The sequence below is a fragment of the Qipengyuania sp. SM2507 genome, from assembly GCF_053714505.1.
Window position 1 is genome coordinate 2,389,926 of the sequence record NZ_CM132307.1, and the last position, 25,093, is coordinate 2,415,018.

Sequence of the window (25,093 nt, forward strand, 5' to 3'; positions counted from 1 at the left end):
GTCAAATGCCGATTTCAAAGGGCTTTACTCTTTCCTTGACGAGCTCTGGTGTATCCTTGGCAGGCGAAGCGCTCTCATTGGCTTTGCCTTGTGCAAGTCCTTTGGCAGCCGCGATCTTGAGGCGCTCCGTCACCTCGAGAGCCGAAGACTTTTCGCCGCTGTTGGCCTTGATAGCGCGGCCGAGCTTCTCTGCACTGTCAGCGACCAACGTAAGGCCGTCGCGAAGCCTTGTAACAGTCACGAGAAAGGTTTGCCGGTTGGCCAGATTGCGCTCGCGGCTGTCCATCACTGCGATGCCGCGATCCGAGGTCAGTCCTTGCGCCATGTGTGCGTTCAGGGCGTATGCCAGGTCGAGGCGCTTCAACATGGGGTCGCGGCGCGACAAGCGAAGTTCGTTGCCTGCCGAGGTTTCGACTGTAACGCCCTTGGTATCCACCGCGACGATCCTGGCCTGGTCGGCATTGAAGAGAGCACGCTTGTGATCATTGTCGGTCCAGCGGATCTTGTCGCCCTCAAAGACGTCCAGCGATTTAAGCTCGAAAAGCGAAAATCGGTCATCGCTCGCGCCTGGTCTGAGACGCGAAGGACTGAATCTATGCTGCCGTCCCTTCCTGTCTTCGAGCACCACGCGCTTTTTTGCGTGGTCGATGGATTTCACAGTGTAATCGCCTTTGGAAAGCTTCTGGCTGCTGTCCCGTGAACGGACATTCAGAACCATGCCTGCCCGATATGTGCCTATGTACCGAAGCTCCTCCCGCGTCGCATTGACCCGGGAGTGAACGGTCAGTTTCGCGGCACGCGATCCAAGCTCACCGTTCGCCTTCAGTCCCTGCTGCACCGCCTCATTGACCGCTGCGCGCAACACGCGTCCGGATGCATAGATCGAAGTCCTTGCGCGCTCCCCAGGACTGAGAGAAAGCCATTGTTCGGCGGCAACGATGGCGCTGTCGCCTTTGACCTCAACTGTCGTTGGTTCGAGCGCCTTCAGCGCGTCGTCGATACGGCCTTCCTGAGCCGCTGCCTGGGCACGCCGCAAGACCGGGTCGCGGCCGCGCAGGTTGACCTCCATATTTGCCCGCTCGATGCCCGCCTGCTGCACCAGTGCAAAAGGCTTGCCGGCGTCGACCGCGCCAAGTTGCTGCCGGTCCCCCACGAGCACCAGCCTTTGGACTTCGGCGAGGTTTGCGAGGCGGACCAGCTTTGCCTTGTCGTCATTAGAGACCATCGAGGCTTCATCGAGGACAAGGACATAGTCACCGAGTGCGCTCTTCGCCTCGCGGACCAAGGCTGTGCTGCCAGGCTCTTTCAACAGGCGGCCCCATTGCGACAGGAAGCGGGCTATGGTCATCGAACGGATGCCAGTGTCGCGTTCGAGCATCTGGACAAGCGTGTTCTGCACGGCGAGGCCCAGCACTTGCTTGCCTTCCTCGCGCAGAAGCTGTGCAACCGGCTTCATCACGCTGCTCTTCCCGGCGCCTGCAACGCCCTGGATCGCAACGATCCTGTCGCGCGATGAGAGCACAAGGTTGGCTGCCTCTTCTTGGCCCGAATTGAGCGTGATCCCATGGTTGATCGCTGACACTGCCTGAACGCGTGAAACCGCGTCTTTGCGTTCGAGAATTGGGGTTACAGCGCTGCGTCCCTGGTCGACACCGGCAAGTATCGTGCTTTCAAGCTGCAAAGCCTCCTTGCTTGCAAGCCAGCCGGCATGCGCACCGGTCCCCCGCACAAGCGCGCCCGTTCGCACCAGCGCATTCACCTGCCTTTCGACACGATCCACAGTCGTCGGCAGCCCGAAATCCAGTGCTGCTTTGAGCAATCCGTCGCGGGGGAAAGCTGCCTCACGCTGCGAAAGGTGTCGCACCGCGGAAGCAACAGCCTGAGCAGCTGCAATGGTAGGCGCATCTTGCTTGAGCACGTGAGCGGGGATCAGTGGGTCTGCCGGATCGCCTTTGATCCGCTGTGCAAATTCTCTCAGTTTTGTCATCCCACGCTGAATGAAGCTTCCCTCTTTTGAGCTTGTGTTGGCGGCTGCGGCGGCACGCATGTGGGATGCTTCGATCATGGCTTGCAGATCGAGCCCGACCTCCCCTGCGCTTTGCTGCCATCCTTCAAGAAGGCCTTCGCGGTCCATCGCGGGTGCCTTGCTTTTCCTTGTATCAAGCACGGCAATGTCACGCGCTTTCGGAGAATTCTCGCCAAGTTGCCGGACCGCATCAAGGACCTCCTCACGCCGCGAAGAGAACGCCATGACCTGCTCGCGTGTGATACCTGCGGCTTCAAAATTTCCGTGCTTGCCCACGGGACCAGCGGCATATCCCATTGTCTCGACCGCCATGCGAAAGCGGGCCATGGTCATCGAATTAAGCAGCGTGTTAAGGGACCAGAGCTTGTCGTTGCGGAGTGCCCGCCACTTTCCATCGGGGCCTTGCGTGACGTTGGCGACAACCGCGTGGAAATGCAGGTTGGGCTCCTGGTTGCGATTGGTATCGTGCTGGAAGAGGCAGACGGTCAGGTTGTCGGTCTGGATCTTCCCATAGCCTCCCTTGCCACCCATGCGGGTCTGTGCTGCGTTGTTTTCCGCCCACTGCAACGTCTGGGTTACTGCCTCGCGATAGGCCTCAATTATCCGCCTATCGCCGCCAACAAGCGCGAGGAGCGACCAGCTCTTCGGAAGCGAAAACGTCAGATCGGTACCGGGCCTGTGAGACTGCCCGGCGTTGCCGACCTCGATGCCGCCGGGCAGTTCCCCGCGCAGCAGGGCGTCAAACTGTTTAGCATCCACCCGGCCTTGAAGACCCAGTCGCTCCGCTCCTTTTCCAACCCAGCTTCCCGAACGATCGGCATCTGCACCGGTGTAGTAATTGTCGGCGGCAAAGTAGGCTGCTGCAGCCGAAGGGGAGCGCACATTGGCTACGGAAAGCATCGTGTCTGGTCCTCATCACGGCTCCCCTAAACCGGCAATCCCTCCCCTTTCTGCGAGTCACATATCAGGTTCAAACTCTCCCAAATCCTTCGCAGGAGGATCACTTACGGCGCCTTCACGCAGGTCCTTTTCAGCAGGCTTGATAAGCTTGAATCCGTTTTCTTGTGATCCGTTCTGGGACGAGGGATCGGCCTTGTTTTGGTAATCCCCGCCATCAATGATGGCTTCGCGCTTGTCCTGCGCGATAGTCGAGACCGCGGCATCCTCGTCCGTTTGCACGGCAGAGGGCGGCAGGGTCGGTGACGTGCCAACGACAGCATCGGCGCTGGCTTCAGGTTTGGCCTCACCGGACTGTCTCCACGCCTCCAACTGCTCACGAGAGTCGATTTCCGGACGATCCCGCGCCTCACCAACGGGCCTATCTGGTCTCGGCAGCTTCAGCTTGAGTTGCTTTGGATCGACAGGCTTGCCAGCGCCGTCATCGTTGGACGCAGGATGCTCACCGTCCGTTTTAGGGCTGGGCTTTCGATTTGTCGCTGAAGCGTTGGCTGGGGCCCTTCCACTCTTAGCGGGCGATATCTCGCGAGGGATGAAACCCTCAGCGATCCGGTCGCGTGAGCGGGGTATGAGCGATACCGGAGCAGCAGGAAAACCATCGGGAAACTTGATGTATGCCGAGAGCCTAGGAAGGTTCATGAACTGGTCTGGGAGAAGCAATGGTTCAACCTGCCGTCTGGGCGTCAGGCTGACAGCGTCGCGGGCATTGTTATACCCGTAGCTGTAGCCTTCTTCCATATCCCGCACCTGCCGATGACCGATGAAATCGGAGCACCATGTCGCTGTCTCACGATCGGCTGTTGCCAGGATGAGCTTGGTCCGCGCGAGGGAGGACAACGTCATGGCCATGTTCTCGCCGTAAACTTCCTTGAGCTTGGCATAAGCATGCACGCCGGTGACGATCGCCCCGCCAAAATTGCGCGCGGTCTGCAGGCCTTTTTCGAGTGCCGGCAAGCGGTGGAGAGCACCGAGCTCGTCGATCAGGAACCACATCCTGAGGTCCTGCGTCCGCTCGAGCGTCATCAGCGTGTTCATCGCCGTATCGAGCCACAGGGTGAGCAGTTGCGAGGAAATGCTCATGTCGACATAGCGCGCCGAGAGGAACAGGATCGAACCCGTTTCGCAATCGCCCTTAACCCAATCGCGGACCGAAAAGTGCGGCCCCTCCGAAGGCAAAAGCTTGAGCACTTTGGCATTGGCATTGAACACCGCGCGGATCGATTCCGCCATGCGGGCAGCTTCCGGGGCGGTCAGCGGATCGGCCATTGTCCCGCGCATCAGTTTGTGCACCTCGGACAGATCTGCCGTCATCAATTTGCGTGCCAATGCCTCATTGGTCGCTGTTCCTTTGCGCGAGAGATGGAGGCACATCTCGACAAACAACATGCGCGCTGCAAGCACCCAGAACTGTTCCGATCCGCCGCCATCATGAGGAACGAGCGCTTCGGCTGCGGCATGGAACTCGGCTTCGCTCGAGCAGTCGTTGAACACGCTCCATAGGGGGCAACGGGCGTCGATTGGATTGAGAATGATGTCGCGTGCCGGATCGTAATAGGCCTCGATGAAGGCCCCGGTCAGATCGAAGATTACCGCGCGTTGGCCGCGTTCGCGGGCCTCAGTCACGAGCTCGGTAAGCGCTACGGTCTTGCCGGTTCCGGTGGTGCCGATGAGCATGGTGTGGCTCTGCTCGAGCCTCCATGGCCAGCTCACTTCGGCGAGATGCGCGGGTTCGTAATGGCCGGCCTCAGTAAGGGCTGACGAGCTTGCCAGCCGCCACTTCCAGCCGAACTTTCGGCTGAGCTCTTCAGCGCGATACTTGCCGTTATAGCGCTCGATTTCGTCCTCAAGCTCATCGAGCGAAACAAGCATGGCACCGCGCTCGTGCTTGCGCTCTTTGGAGCGTCCTCCGAAGCGTTCAGCGAACCACCAGAAGAACACAAAAGCCGGACTGAGAAGGACAGCCGACGTGAGCAAGCCTTGCTTTGCCGCTGTACGGAAAGCATCAATCGCATCGCGCATCGGCGGGAAATCGCGTACCACCGCGAAGGGCAGACCGACCTTATCTCCGTCGGCCAGCGTGAGGTTGACGAGCTTGGCTGGATCGAACTCCATGAAAGCGTAAAGGCTGGCATAGACATGCATCCAGACCAGGTAGAACTGGTGATCGGCCAGGGTCGTTCGCACCTCCCAGTAACAGGTACCTAGAACCACAAGTGCGGTGACGATCACAGGACCCTTCAAGCCCGCTGCAAACATGAAGGCAAAGTGGCCGAGCAACTGGCTTCCACGGGTGAAGTTAAGGAGGTTATGCTTCATGAGAGTTGCCTCCCATCTGCGTGCTCACCGCCAGGCCGAGCCGTTCAAGTCGGCGGCGATAAGCCTCGTGGGTCCGATCCCGTAGGCTCGCGTCCGGATGGCCCGCCAGCAGGGCATCGAGCGCGACGGAAATGAAGACATTTTGCCGCGCCGGATCGAGCGCAACCGGCCTGTCCTTTGCTGCGTTGTCGCGATGCCAGGCCGCAACAATGAGGTCGCGAATGAAGACGCTTACGCTTTCGCCTTGGTCCGCAGCAGACTGGCGAACCCAGTTGCCTACGGGGAGCGATACGAATGTCTGAAGCCGATCTTGTCGGGTCATGAAACAGGTTCCTTGTCGGGCCGACGGAACCTGGCTCACCTCGCGGAAGGTGATGATGAGAATAAATCGTGAACAACTCGCAGTCAATCGAAAGTTTAAGTAGTGATTACAATGCACTATAGCGATGTGAGTTGTACACGGATCAGCGCAAAGCCGCTCTACTCGCAGACGGGTTGATTCCGCCCAAAACCGAATTTCTCAATCATATCATAATGATAAGTCCCGAATTCGCGGGGTAGGGTGTGCTCCCTTGTTCCCATATGCGCGAGGGAGGACCAGGCAATCAGGGGTCTTGATCTCGGACGCCTTTCTCCAACCTCCATGTTGGAGCGCGAGCAAGCGAGGCTGGGCAGGTCTTCCGGCTCAGTTCGTTGGCATTCAGGAGCCTATGAGAAGACACCTGCACCTGCGAAAGAGGCAGCGGCCAAGGGCGCGTGGCAAGCAAGGCAAGCGGGACTTGTCGCGGCCATGCTTTCCGCCGCCCGACCCGATGCCGGTTCGCAAGTGCATGCAGGGCCCATGAACTCATAGCGTCGCACCCTCAGGAGCGCATCGCGTGATGCGCGGGACAGAGTGCGTCCATAGCCCTGCTCCTTTTTCGGGCGCCGCTGCAAAGCGCGCGGTGCCCGTCAGCGCGGCACTATACCTGTTGACGACCCGCTATCACCGACCCCAGCGAACATGAAAAAAGGGCAGGAACCGTTCCCGGTTCCCGCCCTGCCGATAGCCTCAGAACTCGTCGAGCATTCCCCCGTGGACCGTGTGGACCACCCGCGCTGTGAGATGCGCTGGTAATGCGTTGTAATCACCCTCGTCGAGAGCAACATATCCAAGCTCATCATCCTCGATAACGTGCTGGTCGAAGAAACTGTGAAGCGCTCTTTTTTCGGCGGTTTCAAGAGCCTCGAAGTAGCTGCGCGATGGTAGAGTGCAATGTGTAGAACAAGCCATGGTAATCCTCCTGATATCTGTCGTGAGACGACAGGAGATCGCGCGATGGTCTTGTGTATTCCGGGTCACAGGATCGCCCGAACGGGCGACCGCGAGAGCGGCGGCGGGGGTAACGATTTTGTTCGATGCCGGATGCAATCCGGTGGCGGTCAAAATGGTGGGGCCCCGCACGTCCTTGAGGCGGGATATGCAAGGCCATCATGCTGGGACAACCGTGAGCCAGAACCCACCACCTCCGCCCAACTCCCAGTTCATGTGGGCCTAGTAAGAATGGCCTTTCCTACACCCCTATGACGCGTGCATTGTGTTCACTGGGGAGCTTATCCGAGGGGATAGAAGGACAAGAAACATGCCCCGAAACAGAAGCGCTATTGCCGCCTTGCAGAAGCTCGAAGCAAACCGCGAGGCGCTTGATACAAAACAGCGAGAGCTCGAGGCGCAAGCTGCAAAAGAACTCGGGCAAATAATCCTTGGCAGCGGCCTCGAGACGTTCTCAAAGAAGGGATTGAAGCAGGTCGCCGAGGAGCTTGGAAAGCTCGGCGAAACAGCTGCAATTGCAAAGCTGGCGGAGCGCAGTGCACCACGAACTTCGACTGCCTCACCGAGTACCGAGTAACTACAAGACAAGAGGCCCTGCCGCTTGCGGCAGAGCCTCTTCCCAAGGGTCCGATCAACTACGGTTTCAGTCGATCGGGGGAGCGTCCTGGTTGTCGCTGCCAGTCGCGCGCGAGAGGAAGTCAACCTTATCGGCAAGGATCTCGCAGCCGTACCGCTTGATGCCGTCTTCATCTTCCCACTGGGTGTAGTGGAGGCGGCCCTGAACCGATACCAGCTGGCCCTTCGAGCAGTATTCGCCAACGGTTTTGGCGAGGCCATTGAAGCAGGTAACCCGGTGGAATTCGCTGTCCTTGGCGGTGTAGCCGTTCTCATCTTTATAAGTTTTGCCGTCCTTGTCCCGCGCTGGGCGGTCGGTAACCACGGTGATGCCAGTAACGCTGGTCCCGCCCTTGGTTTCGCGGGTCTCGGGATCGCGGGCGATGCGGCCGGTGAGGATAACGAGATTGGTCATGATAAATTCTCCTTTAGCTCTCAAACCGGAAACCACTTCCGGCTTGCGAACGTCGAAGAGAAACAGGGCATGGGAGGACTGCACCGCAGGCCCTCAGGCAAGCCTGTGGGCCAAGGGAAACCTGTTCATGACGGGTGGTGCGGGCAGCCCGCGCAGCGGGCAACACGGCCGGAAAGGAACAGGTTGCAGCGCCTCAGCTGACCTGGTTCAGACAGGTTCGCAAGGAAAGCCGGAGTGGAGTCCGGTTGGGCATAAAGGTGACCCGGAGATCCAACGTGTCTTCACCCTTTCGCATTGCCTTCGCTACCCGCGAGAAGGTCCATGAAATTGCGGGCCGCCTCACGGTCATCATCATCTTCGAACGCCACTTCGAGGTCAGGGGCTGACCCAAGCATGTGGAGCAAGGCCCATAAGGCGAAACGCTTTCCGCGATCCTGCTCAAGGCCAAGTTCGACCAGGCAGCGTTCAATGCCCGTAGCGAGGGTGTCGGGGGTAACGGAGGACACGTCGGTGTCGTAGAAATAGCGGCTTAGCAGGTCATCGAGTTGCATCATTGTGTCCGATGAGGCTTCGTGTTGGTGGCAGGCGTTAGCGTCCTGAGAACGCCCCAAGGGACGATAAATGAGCCAGACATTTAGAGGAGAATTGGCGGGCGGTCGCTCAAAAGCGACACAAGGCCTATGGGGAAGTACGATGCCAAGAGAGCAGCACACAGCCACACACCAATCCGCCATTCAGCCATGCACCGCAAGAGGGCCAACCCCAGAGTAAGAAGCGGGAAAACGAGCGGCCGGAGCCGCTCGCCTTCAGGTCGGCTATCAACCGCCAGTGGGGCACCGGCGATCGACCACTGTAATCCGCTGAGCCTTGGCCTCGATGACCAGACGCTCGAGTACACCATTGCCCGGAAACGCAATTACGTAGCGGGGCTTCAAGCTCAGCATCTGCTCATTGCGCTTGAAGCCAGCGCGGGCACCGAGACGCCTGTCGAGCGAAAATACCAGTTGCTGTATGTCGCGTCGTTCGGCCCAGCTGGCTGCCAGCCGATCAACACCCTTGCTGTCGCCGCCATGGACAATAAGCATGTCGGGAACTTGATCGTAGACCTTGTCGAGGGTTGCCCAGACGGTTTCAGCAAAAGCCTTGGCTTCGTCAGTGGTTGCAAAGGATGATCGACCGCCTGCAAAAACGATTGGCGTACCTTCGGGTGAGTGAGCGGCTCGGTGCCGTTCGGCACGAGCGCGCAGGAAATCGCGGGCATCAACAACGGCTGATGTGAGCTTTGCGGAGTGGTTCGGCCGGGAGCCAGACATGGGCTTCCATGAGGACCCAATCTCGTCGAGGTACAATGCAGCCGCTGTTTCCCGCATCTTTTCAAAAGCGATCATGCTGGCTTCTGCCGCCTGCGCGCGCTCAACCTGCTCGTCGAGATTGGTCGAATGGATTTCCGACCCATCGGCAGAGGCAAGCAAGGCGCGGATCTCGTCACTCGCGCGGTCGAGCCGGGACGATTTGCGGCTGGCTGCGCGATGGAAAAGATTGACGAAGCCCCAGGCGATATCCTCGGCATCGGCCTCAAGGGCGGTATCAGCAAACATCGCAAAGAGGTCTGACCAGGCTCCGCCAAGCGTCTGATTGATTGCTTCGTCACAGGGAAAATCGGTCTGGGTAAATGGCGCGGGCTTGATGCTGAAGCCTGAAAGGTCAAGGCCTGCGAGGTGGTCAATGAAGGTGTCATACATGGTCAAATCTCCTGATCTATTCGAGGGATCGGAAGACGCGACTTGATTGACTCGCTCCCGATCCGCCGGAGCCCGATCAGGGCCGGGACAAGGGTGAAGGCGCACCGCGTGAGCGGGAAACCTGCGGCCCTAGGCTGGCGCGGGTAACACGGGCCGACGGGCCGCAGGTTGCGCCTTCACCCGACCGGCCCAGGGCCTCTCCCGGCGGAATGGGCCGAGGCAATTCAATGACCCCTTTCCGAGACGAGCAGGAGTGGGACTATTGAAGCAAATGCGAAACTGCCGAGCCGGTCTCACGGCGCAGCATTCGCGCGCTCGAAGATCGCCTCGCCATTAGAAAATCGCCCAACGAGACGGAGTTCTGCAAAAGCATTGATGAATCTCTCAGACACCTGGGAGAGCCATTGCTGGGCACGGCCCGATCTCGCCTTTCGGTAGTCGGCCTCCCAATAACGGCTGTCGTCGCGTTCAACGATCCAGATAGCGGCGAGACCGCAATAGGTTGAAACCCCGCAATCCACAAAAGCGTTGCGAAGGAGGATGCGATCTTCACGCCCACGCCAGCCATCAAATGGCTCGAGTGACGGAAGACAGGAACTAGCCGTTTCAACGATGTCCTCAACGAGGCATTCGTAGGCCCAGTCCCAGTCGTCTTCAGCTTCGTCGACCAGACGAAATGCGACGATGGCACCCGTCGGATAGCTCACAGAGCGTCCCATGGTGGTCTCCTTCAAGCTGCCTGTTCGAGATCGTTGTCGTCTTCGGACGACTGGCGCTCATCCAGACCGCCAAGGCGCATCAGCAAGCTTGCCGCTTCCTCGGCCTTTGCTGCGGCTGTCAGGATTGCCCTGTCGTCGGACCTCAACAACTTCAGCCAAGACGCAATGTAGCTCGCGTGATGGTCGAGGTGAGTCACGGGAAGACCAAGTTCTGCGCCGAGAATTGCCGAGGACAGTTCGGCTATGAGTTCTTCGGCTGCATAAGCCTCGCTGCCAAAGCGGTTCTTCAGATCGCGATCGAGCCGCGACGAGTGCCCCGTCCAATGCGAAAGCTCATGTGCAAGCGTTGCATAGTACTGCTCGTATGCGTCGAAGAGGTCGCTTGGCGGCATTGTGACCCGATCACGAACCGGCTCGTAGTAGGCTTCGCAGCCGTGGTGGCGAAGATCAGCCCCGACAGACCCGAAGAAGCAATCGAGCCTTTCCTGCCGTCCTTCCGGCTTTACGGGCGCGAGCAGCGGTTGCGGATAGTACATTTGCGGCAGGCCATCGCACTGATCGGCATTAAAAACGGAGTAAGCCTTAAGGACGCGGCGCGTTTCAGTGTCATCTTGGCCGCTGGGACCTTCGACCTCCTTTTCGTAGGTCTTGTAGAAGATCGCGATGGTCGACTTCTCGCCTTTGCGAACCTGCCCGCCAAGCTTGTGGCATTGGCGATATGTCATCCAATAGGGTGAGGAATAGCCAGATGCATCAGCGATCATCCAAAGCCAGAAGGTGTTCATGCCCTGATAGGGCGTTCCACACGCACGAAGAGGGCGGGAGACTGGTAGTCCTCGCCATGGCTTGACCCAGGGCTTGGTGCCCTGTTCGAGCTTCTCGATGATTGTGGCTGTTATCCGCTGTGCGGGAGACTGCGACGAGGCTGAGCGCTTGAATTTCGGCATGGAAGATCTCCTGAATGCCGGGACGAAATTGTCCCAGAGCACTCAGAAAGAGCCCACTTTCCTCTCTATTATTGGTCGGCTTTGCGCCCTCAGTCCGGTCATTCCGAGCTAGCGCTGTGGATCCCAAATGCTGACGTCCAAAACTGGGTCAACCTGCGGACTGGTCGCTATCCGCTTGCCCCTTGTCCGTGACCTAGCGTTGGTGGCGAAACGATCCGCAACGTCACGCAGCGCGATGGAATTCCAAGGCAAGGATCACCATTTCCATTGGCCATCGCCGAAAATCCGAGCCCGCCTGTGCCCCAATTAATCTCCTCCCCTGCTGAAATTTCCGCACGTCTGAAGAAGCTTCGCTACATTACCGACGAGATCGTCATCGCCGCAAACCTCGCAGGGTCAGCGCCGAATTCGGATATGGCCCGCATGCTGGCACGCCATATTGGGGTGCGAACCGCGGACTTCATCTCGCATGCTAGGCAGCTGCGGAATTGTCTGCCGTCATCGCCGGCGAGCACCAAATTCAAGAATACTGTGAATACGTTCGCGGACGAATTCGAGGAAAATTTGGAGCTCGCGCGCCACAAGATCGGCGCGCACCTCCAAGACATGGACTTCCTTGAGCGTATCGATATCTGGGTGGCGATCGACGCCTCGATGGTCGATTATTTCGCGAGCGGTGCGCGCGAAATCTGGGATTTGATTGCGGACCTGGGGGTAGCCCAGCATCAGCCGTTCGTGAGCCCCGCCATTCTTGCCGATCCGCGGGTTGCGTCGATCCTAGCTTATCTGGCGACGCCGGTTGCGCAGCAGGCGACGTTCGGCACAGACCCGCTTGCGTTCGGGCGCGCTAACACCAGCACGATTTACAATGGCAAGCCCATTCATGTGCGTGCGGGGCAGCTGGCGCTACTGCGCCGTTGGATTCGGATCCAGCACGGGCTGCTGACCTTGTTCCAGCAGCATCGCGAGATGGTCCGCATCATCAAGGCGCGCATAATTACCGATATCGTGAGCTTTCGAGATTGCCTGATCACGCGTGCGCTGCCGGCGACGGCCTCGCAGGCGATGGAAGGGCTTGACGCATTGATCGCCGCTCAAGGCAAGGTACCAGAGGCGATTCAGGAGTTTACCGCGAGCAGCCGTGACGCCGCCACGATCGAACCGATGCGCGACCTACGAAACAGGATGGGCGGCCATCTCGAGATTGGTGCGGCGGTGACGCTCCACACCTTGAAGTCCGAACTGGACGAGTTCAATCTCGACATGGCGCTGCGGCACTACGCCACACTTGAGGCGGTCTTCGTCGAGACGTGCCGCAGCGTCGATTTTCTGGCCACGCATCTGATGGACGGCATGGAGGTGGGTGCCGTCTTGGTGCGCAATGCAGATGCGGCGCCGTTCGACCCCGCTCGTCCCGACATCGCTACCACCGTGGGTCCCAGCCTGACCTTCTCCCAAGCTGAAATGGAGGACCAACTCCATCGCTGGATCAGCGGCCACATGCATTTAAGGCGGGACGCGATCGATTATTTCCGCGAGGCCTTTGCACGTGCGCCGCTTGCTGAGACCCGCGATCGCATCGAGTGGGTCGGCAGCAGCCAGCGTCATCATCGGCTCGAGATCAAGACGTCGCACCTCTTCCTGCGCGATGCGCTGAACGCGGCCACGCCGGGTGAAGAGGAAGAGATCCTCCGGCTCGCATCGCAATGCCCAGGATATCGCGATTCGCTGAGCGATGTCCTGGCGGAATATCACCTCGCAAATGGCGGGCCTCCTTCTCCCGCGCTCCTCAGGGCGCTGGGAACGCTTGCCCCATGGTGGCTCGATAGCGTCCGCACGATAGTCGAGGGGGCAATCGAAGCTGGTCATGGCCCTGACATGCTGCTCGCCCGAAAGGTTCTGCTGCGCATTTTCCTGCGCGAAGAAGGCGTCAAACGCATGAATCGCTCGCCGGGCCATATCGCTTGGCCGGCCATATCTTCGACGGTGCTCGCGAAGGTCCCGGCGGCGCTGGAGCTGACGACGTTCCTGGCGCTCACTAGCACCTTTATTGGCAGGGACATCGTGCCCTTCATCGACAAATTCCAGGTCGAATATCGTGCGCTCGCTGATCAGGCGCTCGCCACCGCAAGGCAGCATCTCGCTGGCACGCTCGACGCGCAGCGGGGGGGCGAGCTGCAGCAGCTACTATACCGTGGCCATATTGCTCAGGCGGTGCTTCACATAGTCACCACCGGCCCGGAGGGGCATGAACGCCCGGCCAAGGCGGCGCTACTCCATGCATTTCGGCTTGGCCATATCGAGACCGGCAGCTCCCCTGAGGAGGGCACCGCTGTTGCGGAGATCCTAATTCGCTCGGGCGCCCCTGTGTTGGCGCTCGAGGTTCTCGACAGGCTACGTCGCCGCGCCCCAGGCAATATCGAACCCGCGCTTCGCACCGTCGAAGTGCTCGCCGGGATCGAGGGCTCGGGGGAAGAGGCCAAAAAGATTGCCGGAGAAATCTGCGAGCAGTTCACGCTCGATGCGGCAAGCGACTTGCGCCTTGACAAGGTCGAAGCGCAATTGACCGTGGTCTGATCGAGACCTTTGGGCCGCATTAAGCGGTCACCAATAATCGCGCCCTCGAAAGAGGACGGTCCTCGGGTTGGCGTGCCCGCGGCCCAGAGAAACTCGAAACGGTGACGGCCCCAGTTCGCGCTCGATTCCACGTAGGCGCTTTTCGTACTGGTGTGAGCGTCCCTTTGGTGCCTCCGATTTCCTGCAGCTGCCGCGTCTTGCTGCAGCGCTTGAACCTGGAAATTGAGCGAGTTCGGACCGAATATTGCTATAGGTGAGTTGGAGGAGCACAAGTCTGTTCGACGCCGTCAGACCTGCCGAACAGCTTCTGGCCAAACCTGCCGGTCTGAGATGCGCCCCCGGTTCGGCCGTCAGCGGCCAACTATTGCTTTCCCGAAACCGGTCACCAACGCTGGTCACGGTGGGGTCAGGGGGCTGGCGGCACCATCCTAGCCCCCGTCATTGTCTTCGTCCTCGTCCAAAACATAAGTGAGGTCCCTAAAGCTCTGACCCTCCCCAAATGCTAGTGGCATCGACGGACTAGCGCGGTTATGGCGTCGTGGCGGCACTTTATAAGCATTAGTTTTTACGGCGCAAATCGGGGTGGAGGGGTCTGTGAAGGTTAAGCGTGTCCGAATTCGAAATTTCCGTTCAATTCGAGATGCGGAGATTGAGCTTGGCGATTCCACGGTTCTGATTGGGCCGAACAATGCCGGCAAGACCGCAATTCTTGAGGCGATCAGGATCGTTTTGACACGGCGATGGGGCCAGCGAGGAACGGGCTTCACCGAATACGATGTTCACCTGCACGATGGTCGCAAGGACCCAAAAATTGGTGAGCCAGTAATCATCGAGATTGAGCTGCAAGAGGCTCAAGCTGGCGATTGGCCTGAGGCGGTCCATGAAACGCTAGCAGATATTATCCAGCTGAATCCGCAGTCAGGCACAGCTTCGATCTTATTGAAGGTTAGCTGTCAGTGGGATGGGCTTGAGGAAAGCTATGTACCCCAATGGCAATTCCTAAATGTCGATCGCAATCCTCTCACCGGAAAGGGGGCTCGATCAGTCAATTTTCAGGAGTTTTTTTCTTTCATACCAGTCTTTTATCTGAGCGCACTCAGGGACGCTTCGGATGAATTTTCGGTGCGGAGCCAATTTTGGGGTAAATTGCTCAAGAGCGTTCAAATACCAGAGGAGCTTGAGAAGAGATCGTTGCGCATTTTCGACCTTCTCAACACTAAGCTTCTCGCCGCTGACCCTAAGCTAGGACAGCTTGCAACATCGCTTTCGGATATCAGCCGCGTGGCGAATACCGACGCACCGGGTGAAGCCAATTTGAGAATGTTGCCGCTCAATACGTGGGAACTCCTGTCCAAAGCTGAAGTGATCTACCAGACTGATGCGACGAAGCCTTGGTTGCCCCTGATGAGGCATGGGCAAGGGGTTCAAAGCTTATCCGTAATGTTCCTTTTTCGGTCGTTTGTGGAACTCGTACTCGAAGAGCTTTTCAACCCAGAGAGCGAACCGATTCTGGCGATGGAAGAACCCGAGACACACCTGCATCCTCAGGCATCCAGGACGCTGTTCGGACACATTAAAGCACTTGTTGGCCAGAAGATCGTTTCCACCCACTCACCGTATTTCCTCCAACACGTTCCTTTTCGTGATATCCGCGTTGTTCGCGCCAGCCCGGAGGGTACGAAAGTGCTTTCATTGCCTCGCAAGTTCTCATGCTCGGCCCCGAAGCCCGATGCACTAGATCAGGTGATCGCTAACTCTGGCGGGTTGTTAGGCTACGACAGCGCACTGTCGGAATTGATCGTGCACGGGGAACTCACCCAGCAAGTTTATCAATCGCTGCTCACAACTTACGCTACCTATGGCCAATGGGCTGAATTTCAGGTGGAACTGCGCCGTCTTCGAGACGAGTCTTTGGAGTTTGTCCCCGATGAAGAGCTCGAAAAGTTAGAAACTTTTGCTCGGCGAATCCGAGGTGAAATCTTCTTTGCGACCAAATGGTTGCTGGTTGAAGGTCAATCGGAATACCACCTGCTGCATGGAATTGCGAAGGGCTTGGATTACGACCTTGATGAATTCGGAGTTTCAATAATCGATTTTCAGAACAACGGAAATCCTGAATGCTTCGCTGCCCTAGGTAGGGCTCTAGGGTATCCTTGGGTCATGATTGTGGACGGAGATGATGAAGGCAATCGGTTTTTAGATGATGTCAAAAGTCGCAATTTCAGCGATGCATTCATGGCACGGCATTCTCGACAATTGCCTGACGGCGCGCTGGAAGCTCAGTTGGTAGCCTCTGGGCTGCAAACAGAATTGAAAGAGATTTTGCAGCTTCAGGGTGATGCAAACGCAGCCGGTTACAACGATGACGAATTGATCCGAGCTCTGAAGCGAGACAAAAGAGGCTACGCAGCTTTGCTTGGTTCTAGGTGTGCCGTCGATCCTGCATTGACGGTGAGGATGCCTGCGGAATTGCGCCAAGCCATTGAGTTAATCAAGGACATCACATGACTGACTTCAACCATGTGATGCACGATCTGACCAAAGCGCAAGCGGAGGCCGTCAAATGGGATAAAGGCGCGCTGCTCGTCCTCGCAGGTCCGGGCTCGGGGAAGACGCGGGTGCTTACTACACGCGTTGCTAGGATATTGAATGATTCGCCCGAGAAATCATTCCGCGTTCTGGCGCTGACTTTCACCAATATCGCCGCCAACGAGATGGCGGATCGTATTGACGAGTATGTTCCGGAGCAACAAGAGCGGGCTACGATAGGGACCTTTCATTCATTCTGCATGCAGATGCTGCAGCAGCACGGCTCCCACATAGGTATCAACCCGAACTTTGCTATTTACTCGCTGCAGTCAGACCGTGTCGACTTGTTGAACGACGCGGCGCGCGGAGTCGGTCTGCAGATTGAGCCGGAGAGCTTCCTACGAAGCATCGACCAATTGAAATCACGTCTGATTACACCTGAAAAAAGTATCAGTCATTTCCGCGACCGAGACCTAGCCCACCGAGTTGCGACGATCTTCGCTGCGTACGAGGAAGCATTGGCAAATGCGAACGCACTCGATTTCAATTCACTGATTGCTCGAACTTACGAACTCATTACAAAAAATCCCGGCGTCGGCATTCATTATCGAAGGGCTTACCCCTACTGGATGTTCGACGAGTTTCAAGACACTACTCATGGGCAATACCGTCTCATTAAAGCGCTGGCTGGATCTGATTTCAGAAACGTTTTTGCAGTCGCTGACGACGATCAAATTATTTATCAGTGGAATGGCGCGAGTTATCAGCAGATACAGCGCTTCAGGACTGATTTTGCACCAACGGAAATTCAACTTCCGACCAACTATCGTTGCCCACCTAGAATAGTGAGTGCGGCAAATGAGCTAGTGGTTCATAACCTGCTTCGCACGGATGCAAAACAACCGTTGGCAGCCGGACGTGCGGAAGTTCTATTCAGCGAAGACCAGCAGATCCAGGTCGTTCGCTTTAAGGACGAAGAACAAGAAGCTGCTGGTATTGCCGCCGGTATAGCTAAGATGGGTCAAGACAGGTGGGATCACGTTGCGGTCCTGGCGAGAACGCGTGCACTCCTCGATCGCGTGCAGAATGCGTTATCGAAAGTAAGTGTGCCGTCAGCTATCGCGCAGAGGCGTGACGAATTCCGCTCGGCGCATTTCCAATGGCTTGTGGCAGCACTTGGGCTCGCGATGCGCCCTTTAGACAAAAGGGCGCTCGAGGCTTTGTGCGGAGCTTTCAACCGCTGGCAAGACGCGGAACTAGATGCAGATACAATTTCGGCTAGCGCGGACATCAGCTCACGATCCTTGCTGGTTGAATGGGCTACTGTTGGGAGAGAGGCGGATGGCAATTTAGCGACTGAACTCGCCGACATCGCTATGGCACTGGCCAAGGAGCCCACTGGATTTCGCACATTTATAGAACAGTTTCTGGGGCTTGTACCCTCTGACGACGAAGAGAATGGGCCCGATATCGAAGAGGATCGGGCTGCTTGGTCAGCCTTGAGCCGACAAATTCGCCAAGCAATTGGTCGCGACGCGCCGTTGGAACAGTTTCTCCAAGAAATGTCATTGAGATCGAAAGAGCCGCCTATCAGTCCTGCGACTGTGACATTGATGACGATCCACGGGGCGAAAGGAAAGGAGTTCGATTACGTTTACTTAGTCGGACTTGCAGAAAGCGTTTTGCCTAGCTTCCAAAGCATAAAAGCCGGTGAGAACAGCCCTGAGATGGAAGAGGAAAGGCGCAATTGTTTCGTCGCCATCACCAGAGCGCGGGAGTGGCTCTGCCTGTCTTTTGCTGAAACCTACCGTGGATGGCCAAAGCAGCCATCTAGATTCCTCGCCGAAATGGGACTTGTGGTTTAAGAGCCCAGCGAACTTCTGGCGAAGCTGACACATAGCGACACCAGTCCTGCTCAATGTCAGCGACTGCGGGTTCTAAGACGATGCGATCGACAAAGAATCAATCGCATAGGTAATCGGGGGGGGGGAGTCGAACCTCTGGCCTCTGTATCCCGCAGACATTGTTGAACCAAGCCGATTGATGGCCGCTTTATGTCTGAGGCCCACCGAAGCGGACAGTCGATTTTGCGCCTCATGAGCGGCCAGCATAGTAATCACGGCGTTAATGTCCGCTTTGGCGGGAGAACCGCCCAAAACATGCCAGTCGGCTCTCGGCCCCATTCCAGCCTGTCAGCTTTGCGCCCCAAATTCGGTCATTCAAAGTAGTCGCCAGTATCCCCGAAAGCCGCCGCTCGTTCACTTTATTTTCCGCGCCACATGTTCTATATTCGTTCCTGAGATAGGAGGGTTTGGTGGCCAAGCTAATTTTTGATCTAGGAAAGAATCATCGAGCCATCTCAGGAACGGCCCAAGCCGGGAGCCCGCCACAGCAATGAGCGAAGCCATCCGTGTCGAAATTCTTGCTCATGCGGCCAACGGCTCGCTGCTGCATGCCATCTTCCATGATTACGGGTCGCGCTGGCACGATGACGGCGATCCGACCATTGCGACGCTCAGCGATCTTCACAATGGCGGCGAGATCGATCTCGTTGGTATCGTGACGCGCGACTCTATCCAGGCGTTTCAGGGTCAGGTCTTCTGGGGTGGCCAGCAGGTCTACCGCACTTTGATCAGCCGTCTTCAGGCGCCGGCCGAAGCACTTCTGAATGTGGTCCAGACTCTCATCGAAGCAGCCGGGCAGGACATGGCTGCCGCCATGCCGGTCGAGGAATTCTCGAAATGGTGCGGGGCCGACCCGTCGCGCCCAAAAGAATTGCTCGACCTTGTCGATCGCAAGGTTCCCAATGCGGACCGCTTTTTGACCATTGCGATCAAGCAGGGCGTTGCCGTCGACAGGCCCTATTTCCTCGACCGGGCCTATGGATTTCTGACCGGCGGAAGCGAGACCGAGACGCAGGCCGCGATCAACGCGCTCGGCCAGACTCCATGTCAGAACGATGCGGAATGGGATCGCCTTGTTGCGGCCTTTTCGGACCTGGTGGCGGCTGACGACGCCATCCGCGCGCCGCTGATCACGGCCGTCGCGCGGCGATTGAAGGACGCCCCACCTGATCGACGGGTCGAATTGACCGGGCTGGCGGGCGCAGCGCTGGAGCAGCTTGGCGACTATACGCTCGATACGGCGGCGCGCACGCTCGCCTTCGATCCCGAACATCTGCCGGACGAGCTGGTCGATGCTCTCTTGGAAGCCTTGCTGGCCATCAAGGGCGAGAACAAGGGCACCGTCGAGATGCTCGACCTAGCCTTGATGAAGTTGGTGCAGAACGGTCACCCCGAACGTGCGCGCCGCTATCTCGAGCATGTCCTCCGCCGCGAGGAAGACCGAATCGAACTCGATGAGCTAGATTCACTCAGCCATGCGCTGCGCAAAGAGGGCGGGCAGGTTCTGGACGACTGGGTCGTCGCCTGGCTGCTGGATGGAGACTATGAGCTCTGTAGCGCGATGAACGACGCGCTGTTCGGAGCCGGGTCCGACGAATTCGTCTTCCGGATCGACTTTGCGCGGTTTTCACTCGCTGACGCCGATTATCCCTATTTGGCGCGCAAGGTGATCGCTACCTTTTTCCTCAAACAGAGTCTCATGGCCTCGCTGCTCGTGTCGCTGCTGCGCACCGCGTCGGTCGAAGCCACCGACGCGATCATCGATTTGCTCGTCGACCCGGTCCTGATCAACTACGGGGGAATCACGGACGACTATCTCAAGCCGATTTCGGAAGATAGCACCGATCCGGCGCACGCCGCCGTTCAGCGGGCGCTCGCGGGGCAGGAGGCCTATCTCGAAGGGCTCAGTTCGATCGGGATGGTGCCGGAACTTCATCCTTCGGAGCGCGAGCGACAGCTCGAATGGCAGCGGCATTCCGATAGCATGGCGGAAGCTTGGCGCGCAGCCCGAAAGAAATCGATCTTCGCCTCGATCGCGACGGAATCGCTCATCCTGTACGGAACCCGCGCCGTCTCGTGGTTCAAGGACCATAAGGACGAGCCGCGGCGGATCGAAACGCCCATGGGGAGCATCAGTCATTCCTTCGAGATGCCGCGCGTCGAGATTGTCGATCCGATGGGACTGCAGATGATGCTCCTCCACTTCCGGGGGGAAGACCGCCCACAATGAAGCTGATCTTCCGCCAGTATCTCGCATCGCTCCGCGAACGGCGCGAACTGGATGCGGTCGTCCCCGACCTGCTGAGCGAGCTAGGCTACACGGTAGTTTCGCGGCCCTCGATCGGCACGCGGCAATATGGCGTCGATGTCGCCGCGCTCAGCCCGCCGGATAGTGAGGGCAAGCGCAAGCTATATTTGTTCTCGCTCAAGAAGGGCGATCTCACCCGGGCCGACTGGGACGGCACACCGCAGGCGCTGCGCAGCTCGATCAACGAGATTATCGACGTCTATATTCCGACGCGTGTCGCCAAGGCGTACCGCAAATATGACGTGGTAATCTGCCTCTGCTTTGGCGGCGACGTCCAAGAAGCTGTCCGCGACAACGTGACAATGTTCACCAATGGGCTGACGCGCGAGGGTCTGTCCTTTGAGGAATGGAACGGCGATTATCTGGCCGGCCTCCTCGTCGACGGCGTGCTGCGCGAGCAGCTTGTTCGTCCCGAGCTCCGCACGCATTTCCAGAAGGCCGTCGCGATGGTCGACGAGCCGGAGGTGGCCTTCACCCATTTCGCAGCACTGATCCGCGGCATCTGCGCGACCACCCGCACCACAGCTAAGCAGCGCACAACAATTCTCCGCCAGCTCTCGATCTGCTTATGGGTATTTTTCGTCTGGGCGCGCGACACGGGGAACATCGAAGCGCCCTATCGTGCAAGCGAGCGCGCGCTGCTGCATGCGTGGCAACTCGTCCGCGACGATATCGCCCGAACGAGCAAGGCAAGCGAGGAGGTCGGGATCGCCTATGCCGATCTCGTCGATCTCCATTTCACCATCTGGGATGCCTTGGTCGGCGAGAAGATCTTGCCCATCGTCGACAAGCAGCACGCCATATCGGTCGCAGTCAATTCGGCGGCGTCGGCCGACGTCAATCTCAAGCTGTTCGAGACGCTGGGACGGGTCGCGATGCGCGGGCTCTGGCATCTCTGGTTCAAGGCAGGGTCGGCGCTTCTGCCCGAACTTCGCTCCGACTGGGAGTCGCAGGAAGCCACCGAGCTGGCCCAGCAGATTGTCCTGCTGATCCGCAACAATCCGATCCTCATGACCCCGATCACCGACGAGCAGGTCGTAGATATCGGCGTGGCTCTGCTCTTTCTGTCGATGCTCGAACAATGGAACCCTGCGGCAAGCAACTACGCCGAGGCGCTGATCGAGCGCATCACATTGGCTTACCGGACGCACAATCGATATCCCACGATACACAGCGACTATCGCAGCCTGGTCGATCATCCGCACGAGCGCACCGATGAATTTCGGCAAGCGCAGACCAAGGGGAGCACCCTGTTCCCGCTCCTTGCCCTTTGGGCCGCGTCCCTCGGCGGCGAGAAGGGAGCGGCGCATCTGGCGCAATTTTCCGCGAAATTCCTGGGCCATTGTAACGCCCAACTCTGGATCGCGGATGCCGATACCGAAGCGCGTTTTTATGTCGGTGACACTCAGCACGGCGCCTCGCTCGGCGGTCTACCGATCACGGAGGACGGCACCGAACTGATGCGCATTCTCGAAACCGAATGTTCGCCGTCCGCACCGTTCATCCAGCTTTCTGCTGTTCGCTTGGGTCATTGGCCGATCCTCGCCCTGGCCTGCCGTCACTATCGCCTGCCCTTGCCGCCCGACCTCTGGGTCGGGCTCATGAAGCAGCTGCGGGCAAAAAACGGATTGAAGGATGCAGCGCCCGTCCAAGAGACCAAGCGGAAGCGACGCGCACGGCCTAAAACAGCCGCCAAGGCGCGAAAGCCGGTTGGGAAATCCAGATGAAGGGCGCCAAGCGAAGAGAGGGGTGAGCATGACGATTGATCAGCATAGCCATTCCGAAGCGGCGGAAGCCGCACTCGCCAAAGCGCATAAACTGATCTCCTGGATTCACGGTAAGCTGAGCGGTATCGAGATGAAGGGCGATCATCGCCATCGCATTCCTGGGCAGCTCTTCGACCTGGCAATTGAGCATCATGCAGGCATCGTCGCGTTAGTCTCCTCTCATGTCTATGCCAGCGCCTTTGCCCTGGTTCGCTGCGAGTTCGAGTGCTTCGTGCGTGGGGCGTGGCTGCATTATTGCGCCTCGGATACCGAGATCGAGACATTCGTCGAAAAGGACCTGATCGCACCGCGGTTTGGTGCCCTGATCGACGCGATCGAGGAACGCCCCGAGTTCGAGAGCAAGTTCCTGTCCAAGGTGAAAGAGAGCGCCTGGAACGCCATGAACGGCTACACGCATGGCGGGATTCACCAGATATCTCGCCGTATGCAGGGTGAATATATTGAACCGTGCTTCGAAGACGATTCCCTGCTGGAGGTCGTCCAGTTCTCGGGCACGATGGCCTTGATCGCATTCGGCCAGATCGCCGCCCTCGCTGGTCGCGACGATCTCGTGGTAGAAGCCGATGAAATGATGACGAACGGGGCTTCAAAGTCTTTAGAGTGAGAATGGCGGGATGACACGGACGGTATTTTGGTCATGGCAGAGCGATCGCAGCGAACGAGAAACGCGCCATCTGATCCGCGAGGCAATGGTCATCGCTCTCGATCGCCTGACGGGCGAAACGGAAATCGATGAGCGTCTGGAGATCGACCATGATACGCGCGGGCTTCCGGGTTCGCCGGACATCGTCAGCGCGATCCTCGCAAAGATTGATGCCGCTGCGGTGTTCGTCGCCGACATCACACCGTTAGCCATCTCTGACCAAGGCAAGCATATCGCAAACCCGAACGTGCTGATCGAACTTGGCTACGCGAAGAAGGCGCTGGGGCCGGAGCGCGTCGTCACTATCTGGAACACAGCTTTCACCGATAGTCGCGTTGAAGACCTGCCTTTCGATCTACGGGGGAGACGCGGACCGATCACTTACGCTTTGCCAGCCGGCGCGAGCCGCGAAGAGTTGGCAAAGACGCGCGCATTCATCGTGGAATCGCTCGTCGACCGGATCGGCGGATGCGTTGGTGCGCTTTCCGCCGTCGCGCCGGCACCGCGCCCCTGGCAGCCGAGCGTCGAGGATGATCCGTCCATCTGGGTCGCACCGGGGACGCCGGTCAGGATCAACGAGGATCGGGGCTCCGGTACTAAGATGTTTGTGGACGGCGGACGCTGGTATGTCCGCATTCTGCCGAGCAGCTTCGATCCGTCGGCCCTTGACGGCGGGGTCCATGGCCCGTTTGTCGGAGGATATGGCGGCTTCAGTTGGGGCCAGACGACAGGCGGCCAGCTGACATACACCGGGAGCGTGCGCGCCGATGTCGGGCCGGAACTTGATGCCGCAACGATGTGGTTTCGCGGGACCGGCGAGCTATGGATGATGCAAACTCGCATTTCGGCCGACTATCGCTGGCGGCCCTGCTTCTATGGGGATTACATTCCCGAGAATTGGGCCGACCTTTTGGCCAGCGGGCTCGCACGGCTCGGCGCCAATGGCGGCGCGTCACCCTATCATGTTCGGCTCGGTGTGACGGGGTTAGAAGGGCTGTATTGGCCGGACGTTCAAACCTTCGGAGGTGAGCCTCCGGTGGCCCTCGAGCCACGAATGGAGCACGAATTCACTGCCCCGGGCATCGAGGAAGTCGATTGGCGCGAGGGCGTGGTGGTGGCATGGACCGCCTTACGTCAGATGTTCGGGATGCCAGCCCTCAAGGATGTTCTTGTGGAGGATACGATCCAGAAGGCGACGCGGATAGGTTAAGGTAGCCCTATGTTCCCTCATCTTGACGGGGTTCGCGCATATGCCAATCTGCAATAAGCCCATCCGCCAATAAAGTATTGTCTGCTAAATTCGATAGTGCTCTGGCAGCAGACAGTCTGCAATCGGCCCAACAAAGGACCTTATGATGGGACTAGCCCCAAGATTTGGTCCTCGATTTGCTGAACGGCTAGTTGCAGTATTACGTCGATTTCGAGATGCTTGTTGCATCCAGGATCACGCGAACGGTCTCCTCTGGCCGATCCCACATCGGGAAGTGTCCGCTACGCTCGAACCAGTGCAATGTCGCTTCAGGGAAGGCTTTCATCGCGCGATCTGCCTGCTGCGGAAGACACAACCGATCCTTGCGCCCCCAGCCGATGACAAGGGGCGCAGCCGTTTGTGCAGGGCCCTCCTGCATTGGCCCGTTGGCGAGGTCCTTCACAAGCGAATTGACGGTGCGCGTATCAGCCAATGACTTCAGTTCACGCTCAACGAATGCCGGGTCGAGCGCCCAGGGCCTTGCAGAGAGTTGGGCCATGAGCGCGGTCCGGCCTGCGACATTTCCGGTGATGGCAGGAAGCACCGGTCGCAGCGCGCGAACCAGAGCAATCGATGGCGTTATGGTGGCTTTGAAGAAGGTGCGCTCCCACCCCTGCCAGAAGCCGCCCGGATCAAGTGCGACAACCGCCCCCGCTTGGCCGCGCCGCGCCATCTCGAGCACCAGGCGAGCACCCAGCGAACTGCCCACCATATCGATCCCGACGAGATTTTCGGTGCGGAGCCAGTCGTCCAGACTGCGCGCCAGCCCGTTGAACGTACCGCTGTCGGCCTCTTCGGGTGTCTGCCCGTGGCCGGGCAAATCCACGGCGATCACCTCCCTGACTCGAAAAAGCGAAGGCGAGATCGTCTCCCACGAGCCGCCAGTTGCCCCCAGTCCATGGACAAGGAGGAGGGGTTTTCCGCGCCCTGCGCGCGTGTAGTGCATGGTCATGTAATGGTAACGTCTCGCACCGACTTATGGGCCCGTGGAAGTCGATATTGCCGGAGGTAAAGCCAACAGCGGACAGTCCGCTTTCGGCCCAGAAG

Annotated in this window: 18 protein-coding genes; 8 read left to right on the forward strand and 10 right to left on the reverse strand. The window is 58.5% G+C overall.

Annotation, left to right across the window (positions count from 1 at the left end; genetic code table 11):
• Position 1 precedes the first annotated feature (1 nt).
• The 4 genes from mobF to ACWIKC_RS11705 all read right to left on the reverse strand — a co-directional run bounded on the left by mobF (position 2) and on the right by ACWIKC_RS11705 (position 6,572).
• The gene (gene mobF, locus ACWIKC_RS11690) at positions 2 to 2,926 is read right to left on the reverse strand and encodes a MobF family relaxase (RefSeq protein WP_454597674.1); all 2,925 of its coding nucleotides are present in this window, start codon (positions 2,924 to 2,926) and stop codon (positions 2 to 4) included.
• A gap of 57 nt (positions 2,927 to 2,983) precedes the next feature.
• A complete protein-coding gene (locus tag ACWIKC_RS11695) occupies positions 2,984 to 5,299 on the reverse strand; it encodes a type IV secretion system DNA-binding domain-containing protein (protein ID WP_454597675.1) in 2,316 nt (771 codons plus the stop codon).
• On the reverse strand, positions 5,289 to 5,621 hold the full coding sequence (locus ACWIKC_RS11700; protein WP_454597676.1) for a hypothetical protein: 333 nt from the start codon (positions 5,619 to 5,621) through the stop codon (positions 5,289 to 5,291). The genes ACWIKC_RS11695 and ACWIKC_RS11700 overlap by 11 nt, the downstream gene beginning before the upstream one ends.
• Positions 5,622 to 6,350: 729 nt before the next feature.
• Complete coding sequence (locus ACWIKC_RS11705) at positions 6,351 to 6,572, reverse strand: hypothetical protein (RefSeq protein WP_160602240.1); 222 nt, start codon at positions 6,570 to 6,572, stop codon at positions 6,351 to 6,353.
• 349 nt (positions 6,573 to 6,921) lie between these two features.
• Here ACWIKC_RS11705 and ACWIKC_RS11710 point away from each other — a divergent pair, with 349 nt between their 5' ends.
• Positions 6,922 to 7,188 (forward strand): DUF6437 family protein, encoded by a 267-nt coding sequence (locus tag ACWIKC_RS11710; RefSeq protein ID WP_454597677.1) that lies wholly within the window; start codon positions 6,922 to 6,924, stop codon positions 7,186 to 7,188.
• A gap of 66 nt (positions 7,189 to 7,254) precedes the next feature.
• Here the strand turns inward: ACWIKC_RS11710 and ACWIKC_RS11715 are convergent, their stop codons facing one another.
• From ACWIKC_RS11715 to ACWIKC_RS11735, 5 genes are all read right to left on the reverse strand, one after another.
• Positions 7,255 to 7,641 carry a single-stranded DNA-binding protein gene (locus ACWIKC_RS11715; protein WP_048884349.1) on the reverse strand — a complete coding sequence of 129 codons (387 nt, stop codon included), beginning with the start codon at positions 7,639 to 7,641 and terminating at the stop codon, positions 7,255 to 7,257.
• A gap of 281 nt (positions 7,642 to 7,922) precedes the next feature.
• Positions 7,923 to 8,192, reverse strand: coding sequence for a hypothetical protein (locus tag ACWIKC_RS11720; protein ID WP_454599491.1), 270 nt, complete (start codon positions 8,190 to 8,192; stop codon positions 7,923 to 7,925).
• Positions 8,193 to 8,459: 267 nt separating this feature from the next.
• Positions 8,460 to 9,383, reverse strand: a complete 924-nt coding sequence (locus tag ACWIKC_RS11725) for a DUF2493 domain-containing protein (RefSeq protein ID WP_454597678.1) — start codon at positions 9,381 to 9,383, stop codon at positions 8,460 to 8,462.
• 293 nt (positions 9,384 to 9,676) lie between these two features.
• Positions 9,677 to 10,102 (reverse strand): hypothetical protein, encoded by a 426-nt coding sequence (locus tag ACWIKC_RS11730; protein WP_454599492.1) that lies wholly within the window; start codon positions 10,100 to 10,102, stop codon positions 9,677 to 9,679.
• Positions 10,103 to 10,113: 11 nt separating this feature from the next.
• Positions 10,114 to 11,049, reverse strand: coding sequence for an ArdC family protein (locus tag ACWIKC_RS11735; protein WP_454597679.1), 936 nt, complete (start codon positions 11,047 to 11,049; stop codon positions 10,114 to 10,116).
• 267 nt (positions 11,050 to 11,316) lie between these two features.
• Here ACWIKC_RS11735 and ACWIKC_RS11740 point away from each other — a divergent pair, with 267 nt between their 5' ends.
• The 7 genes from ACWIKC_RS11740 to ACWIKC_RS11770 all read left to right on the forward strand — a co-directional run bounded on the left by ACWIKC_RS11740 (position 11,317) and on the right by ACWIKC_RS11770 (position 24,007).
• Positions 11,317 to 13,626 carry a hypothetical protein gene (locus ACWIKC_RS11740; protein WP_454597680.1) on the forward strand — a complete coding sequence of 770 codons (2,310 nt, stop codon included), beginning with the start codon at positions 11,317 to 11,319 and terminating at the stop codon, positions 13,624 to 13,626.
• 594 nt (positions 13,627 to 14,220) lie between these two features.
• Positions 14,221 to 16,134 carry an ATP-dependent nuclease gene (locus ACWIKC_RS11745; RefSeq protein ID WP_454597681.1) on the forward strand — a complete coding sequence of 638 codons (1,914 nt, stop codon included), beginning with the start codon at positions 14,221 to 14,223 and terminating at the stop codon, positions 16,132 to 16,134.
• Positions 16,131 to 18,020: an ATP-dependent helicase gene (locus ACWIKC_RS11750; protein WP_454597682.1), complete on the forward strand. Its 1,890-nt coding sequence runs from the start codon at positions 16,131 to 16,133 to the stop codon at positions 18,018 to 18,020. The genes ACWIKC_RS11745 and ACWIKC_RS11750 overlap by 4 nt, the downstream gene beginning before the upstream one ends.
• A 529-nt stretch (positions 18,021 to 18,549) precedes the next feature.
• Complete coding sequence (locus ACWIKC_RS11755) at positions 18,550 to 20,289, forward strand: hypothetical protein (RefSeq protein ID WP_454597683.1); 1,740 nt, start codon at positions 18,550 to 18,552, stop codon at positions 20,287 to 20,289.
• Complete coding sequence (locus tag ACWIKC_RS11760; RefSeq protein WP_454597684.1) at positions 20,286 to 22,094, forward strand: hypothetical protein; 1,809 nt, start codon at positions 20,286 to 20,288, stop codon at positions 22,092 to 22,094. Before ACWIKC_RS11755 ends, ACWIKC_RS11760 begins: the two co-directional genes overlap by 4 nt.
• A 28-nt stretch (positions 22,095 to 22,122) precedes the next feature.
• Positions 22,123 to 22,758, forward strand: a complete 636-nt coding sequence (locus ACWIKC_RS11765; RefSeq protein ID WP_454597685.1) for a DUF6988 family protein — start codon at positions 22,123 to 22,125, stop codon at positions 22,756 to 22,758.
• Between the two features lie 10 nt (positions 22,759 to 22,768).
• Positions 22,769 to 24,007, forward strand: a complete 1,239-nt coding sequence (locus ACWIKC_RS11770; protein WP_454597686.1) for a hypothetical protein — start codon at positions 22,769 to 22,771, stop codon at positions 24,005 to 24,007.
• Between the two features lie 199 nt (positions 24,008 to 24,206).
• Here ACWIKC_RS11770 and ACWIKC_RS11775 read toward each other — a convergent pair whose 3' ends face one another.
• Entirely contained in the window at positions 24,207 to 24,998 is a 792-nt protein-coding gene (locus tag ACWIKC_RS11775; RefSeq protein WP_454597687.1) for an alpha/beta fold hydrolase, read from the reverse strand.
• Positions 24,999 to 25,093 lie beyond the last annotated feature (95 nt).

Coding starts and splice junctions, on each gene's coding strand:
- ACWIKC_RS11710 (WP_454597677.1), top strand. CDS start 6,922: ATGCCCCGAAACAGAAGCGCTATTGCCGCCTTGCAGAAGCTCGAAGCA.
- ACWIKC_RS11720 (WP_454599491.1), bottom strand. CDS start 8,192: ATGCAACTCGATGACCTGCTAAGCCGCTATTTCTACGACACCGACGTG.
- ACWIKC_RS11715 (WP_048884349.1), bottom strand. CDS start 7,641: ATGACCAATCTCGTTATCCTCACCGGCCGCATCGCCCGCGATCCCGAG.
- mobF (WP_454597674.1), bottom strand. CDS start 2,926: ATGCTTTCCGTAGCCAATGTGCGCTCCCCTTCGGCTGCAGCAGCCTAC.
- ACWIKC_RS11775 (WP_454597687.1), bottom strand. CDS start 24,998: ATGACCATGCACTACACGCGCGCAGGGCGCGGAAAACCCCTCCTCCTT.
- ACWIKC_RS11755 (WP_454597683.1), top strand. CDS start 18,550: ATGAGCGAAGCCATCCGTGTCGAAATTCTTGCTCATGCGGCCAACGGC.
- ACWIKC_RS11730 (WP_454599492.1), bottom strand. CDS start 10,102: ATGGGACGCTCTGTGAGCTATCCGACGGGTGCCATCGTCGCATTTCGT.
- ACWIKC_RS11760 (WP_454597684.1), top strand. CDS start 20,286: ATGAAGCTGATCTTCCGCCAGTATCTCGCATCGCTCCGCGAACGGCGC.
- ACWIKC_RS11770 (WP_454597686.1), top strand. CDS start 22,769: ATGACACGGACGGTATTTTGGTCATGGCAGAGCGATCGCAGCGAACGA.
- ACWIKC_RS11705 (WP_160602240.1), bottom strand. CDS start 6,572: ATGGCTTGTTCTACACATTGCACTCTACCATCGCGCAGCTACTTCGAG.
- ACWIKC_RS11725 (WP_454597678.1), bottom strand. CDS start 9,383: ATGTATGACACCTTCATTGACCACCTCGCAGGCCTTGACCTTTCAGGC.
- ACWIKC_RS11700 (WP_454597676.1), bottom strand. CDS start 5,621: ATGACCCGACAAGATCGGCTTCAGACATTCGTATCGCTCCCCGTAGGC.
- ACWIKC_RS11735 (WP_454597679.1), bottom strand. CDS start 11,049: ATGCCGAAATTCAAGCGCTCAGCCTCGTCGCAGTCTCCCGCACAGCGG.
- ACWIKC_RS11695 (WP_454597675.1), bottom strand. CDS start 5,299: ATGAAGCATAACCTCCTTAACTTCACCCGTGGAAGCCAGTTGCTCGGC.
- ACWIKC_RS11750 (WP_454597682.1), top strand. CDS start 16,131: ATGACTGACTTCAACCATGTGATGCACGATCTGACCAAAGCGCAAGCG.
- ACWIKC_RS11765 (WP_454597685.1), top strand. CDS start 22,123: ATGACGATTGATCAGCATAGCCATTCCGAAGCGGCGGAAGCCGCACTC.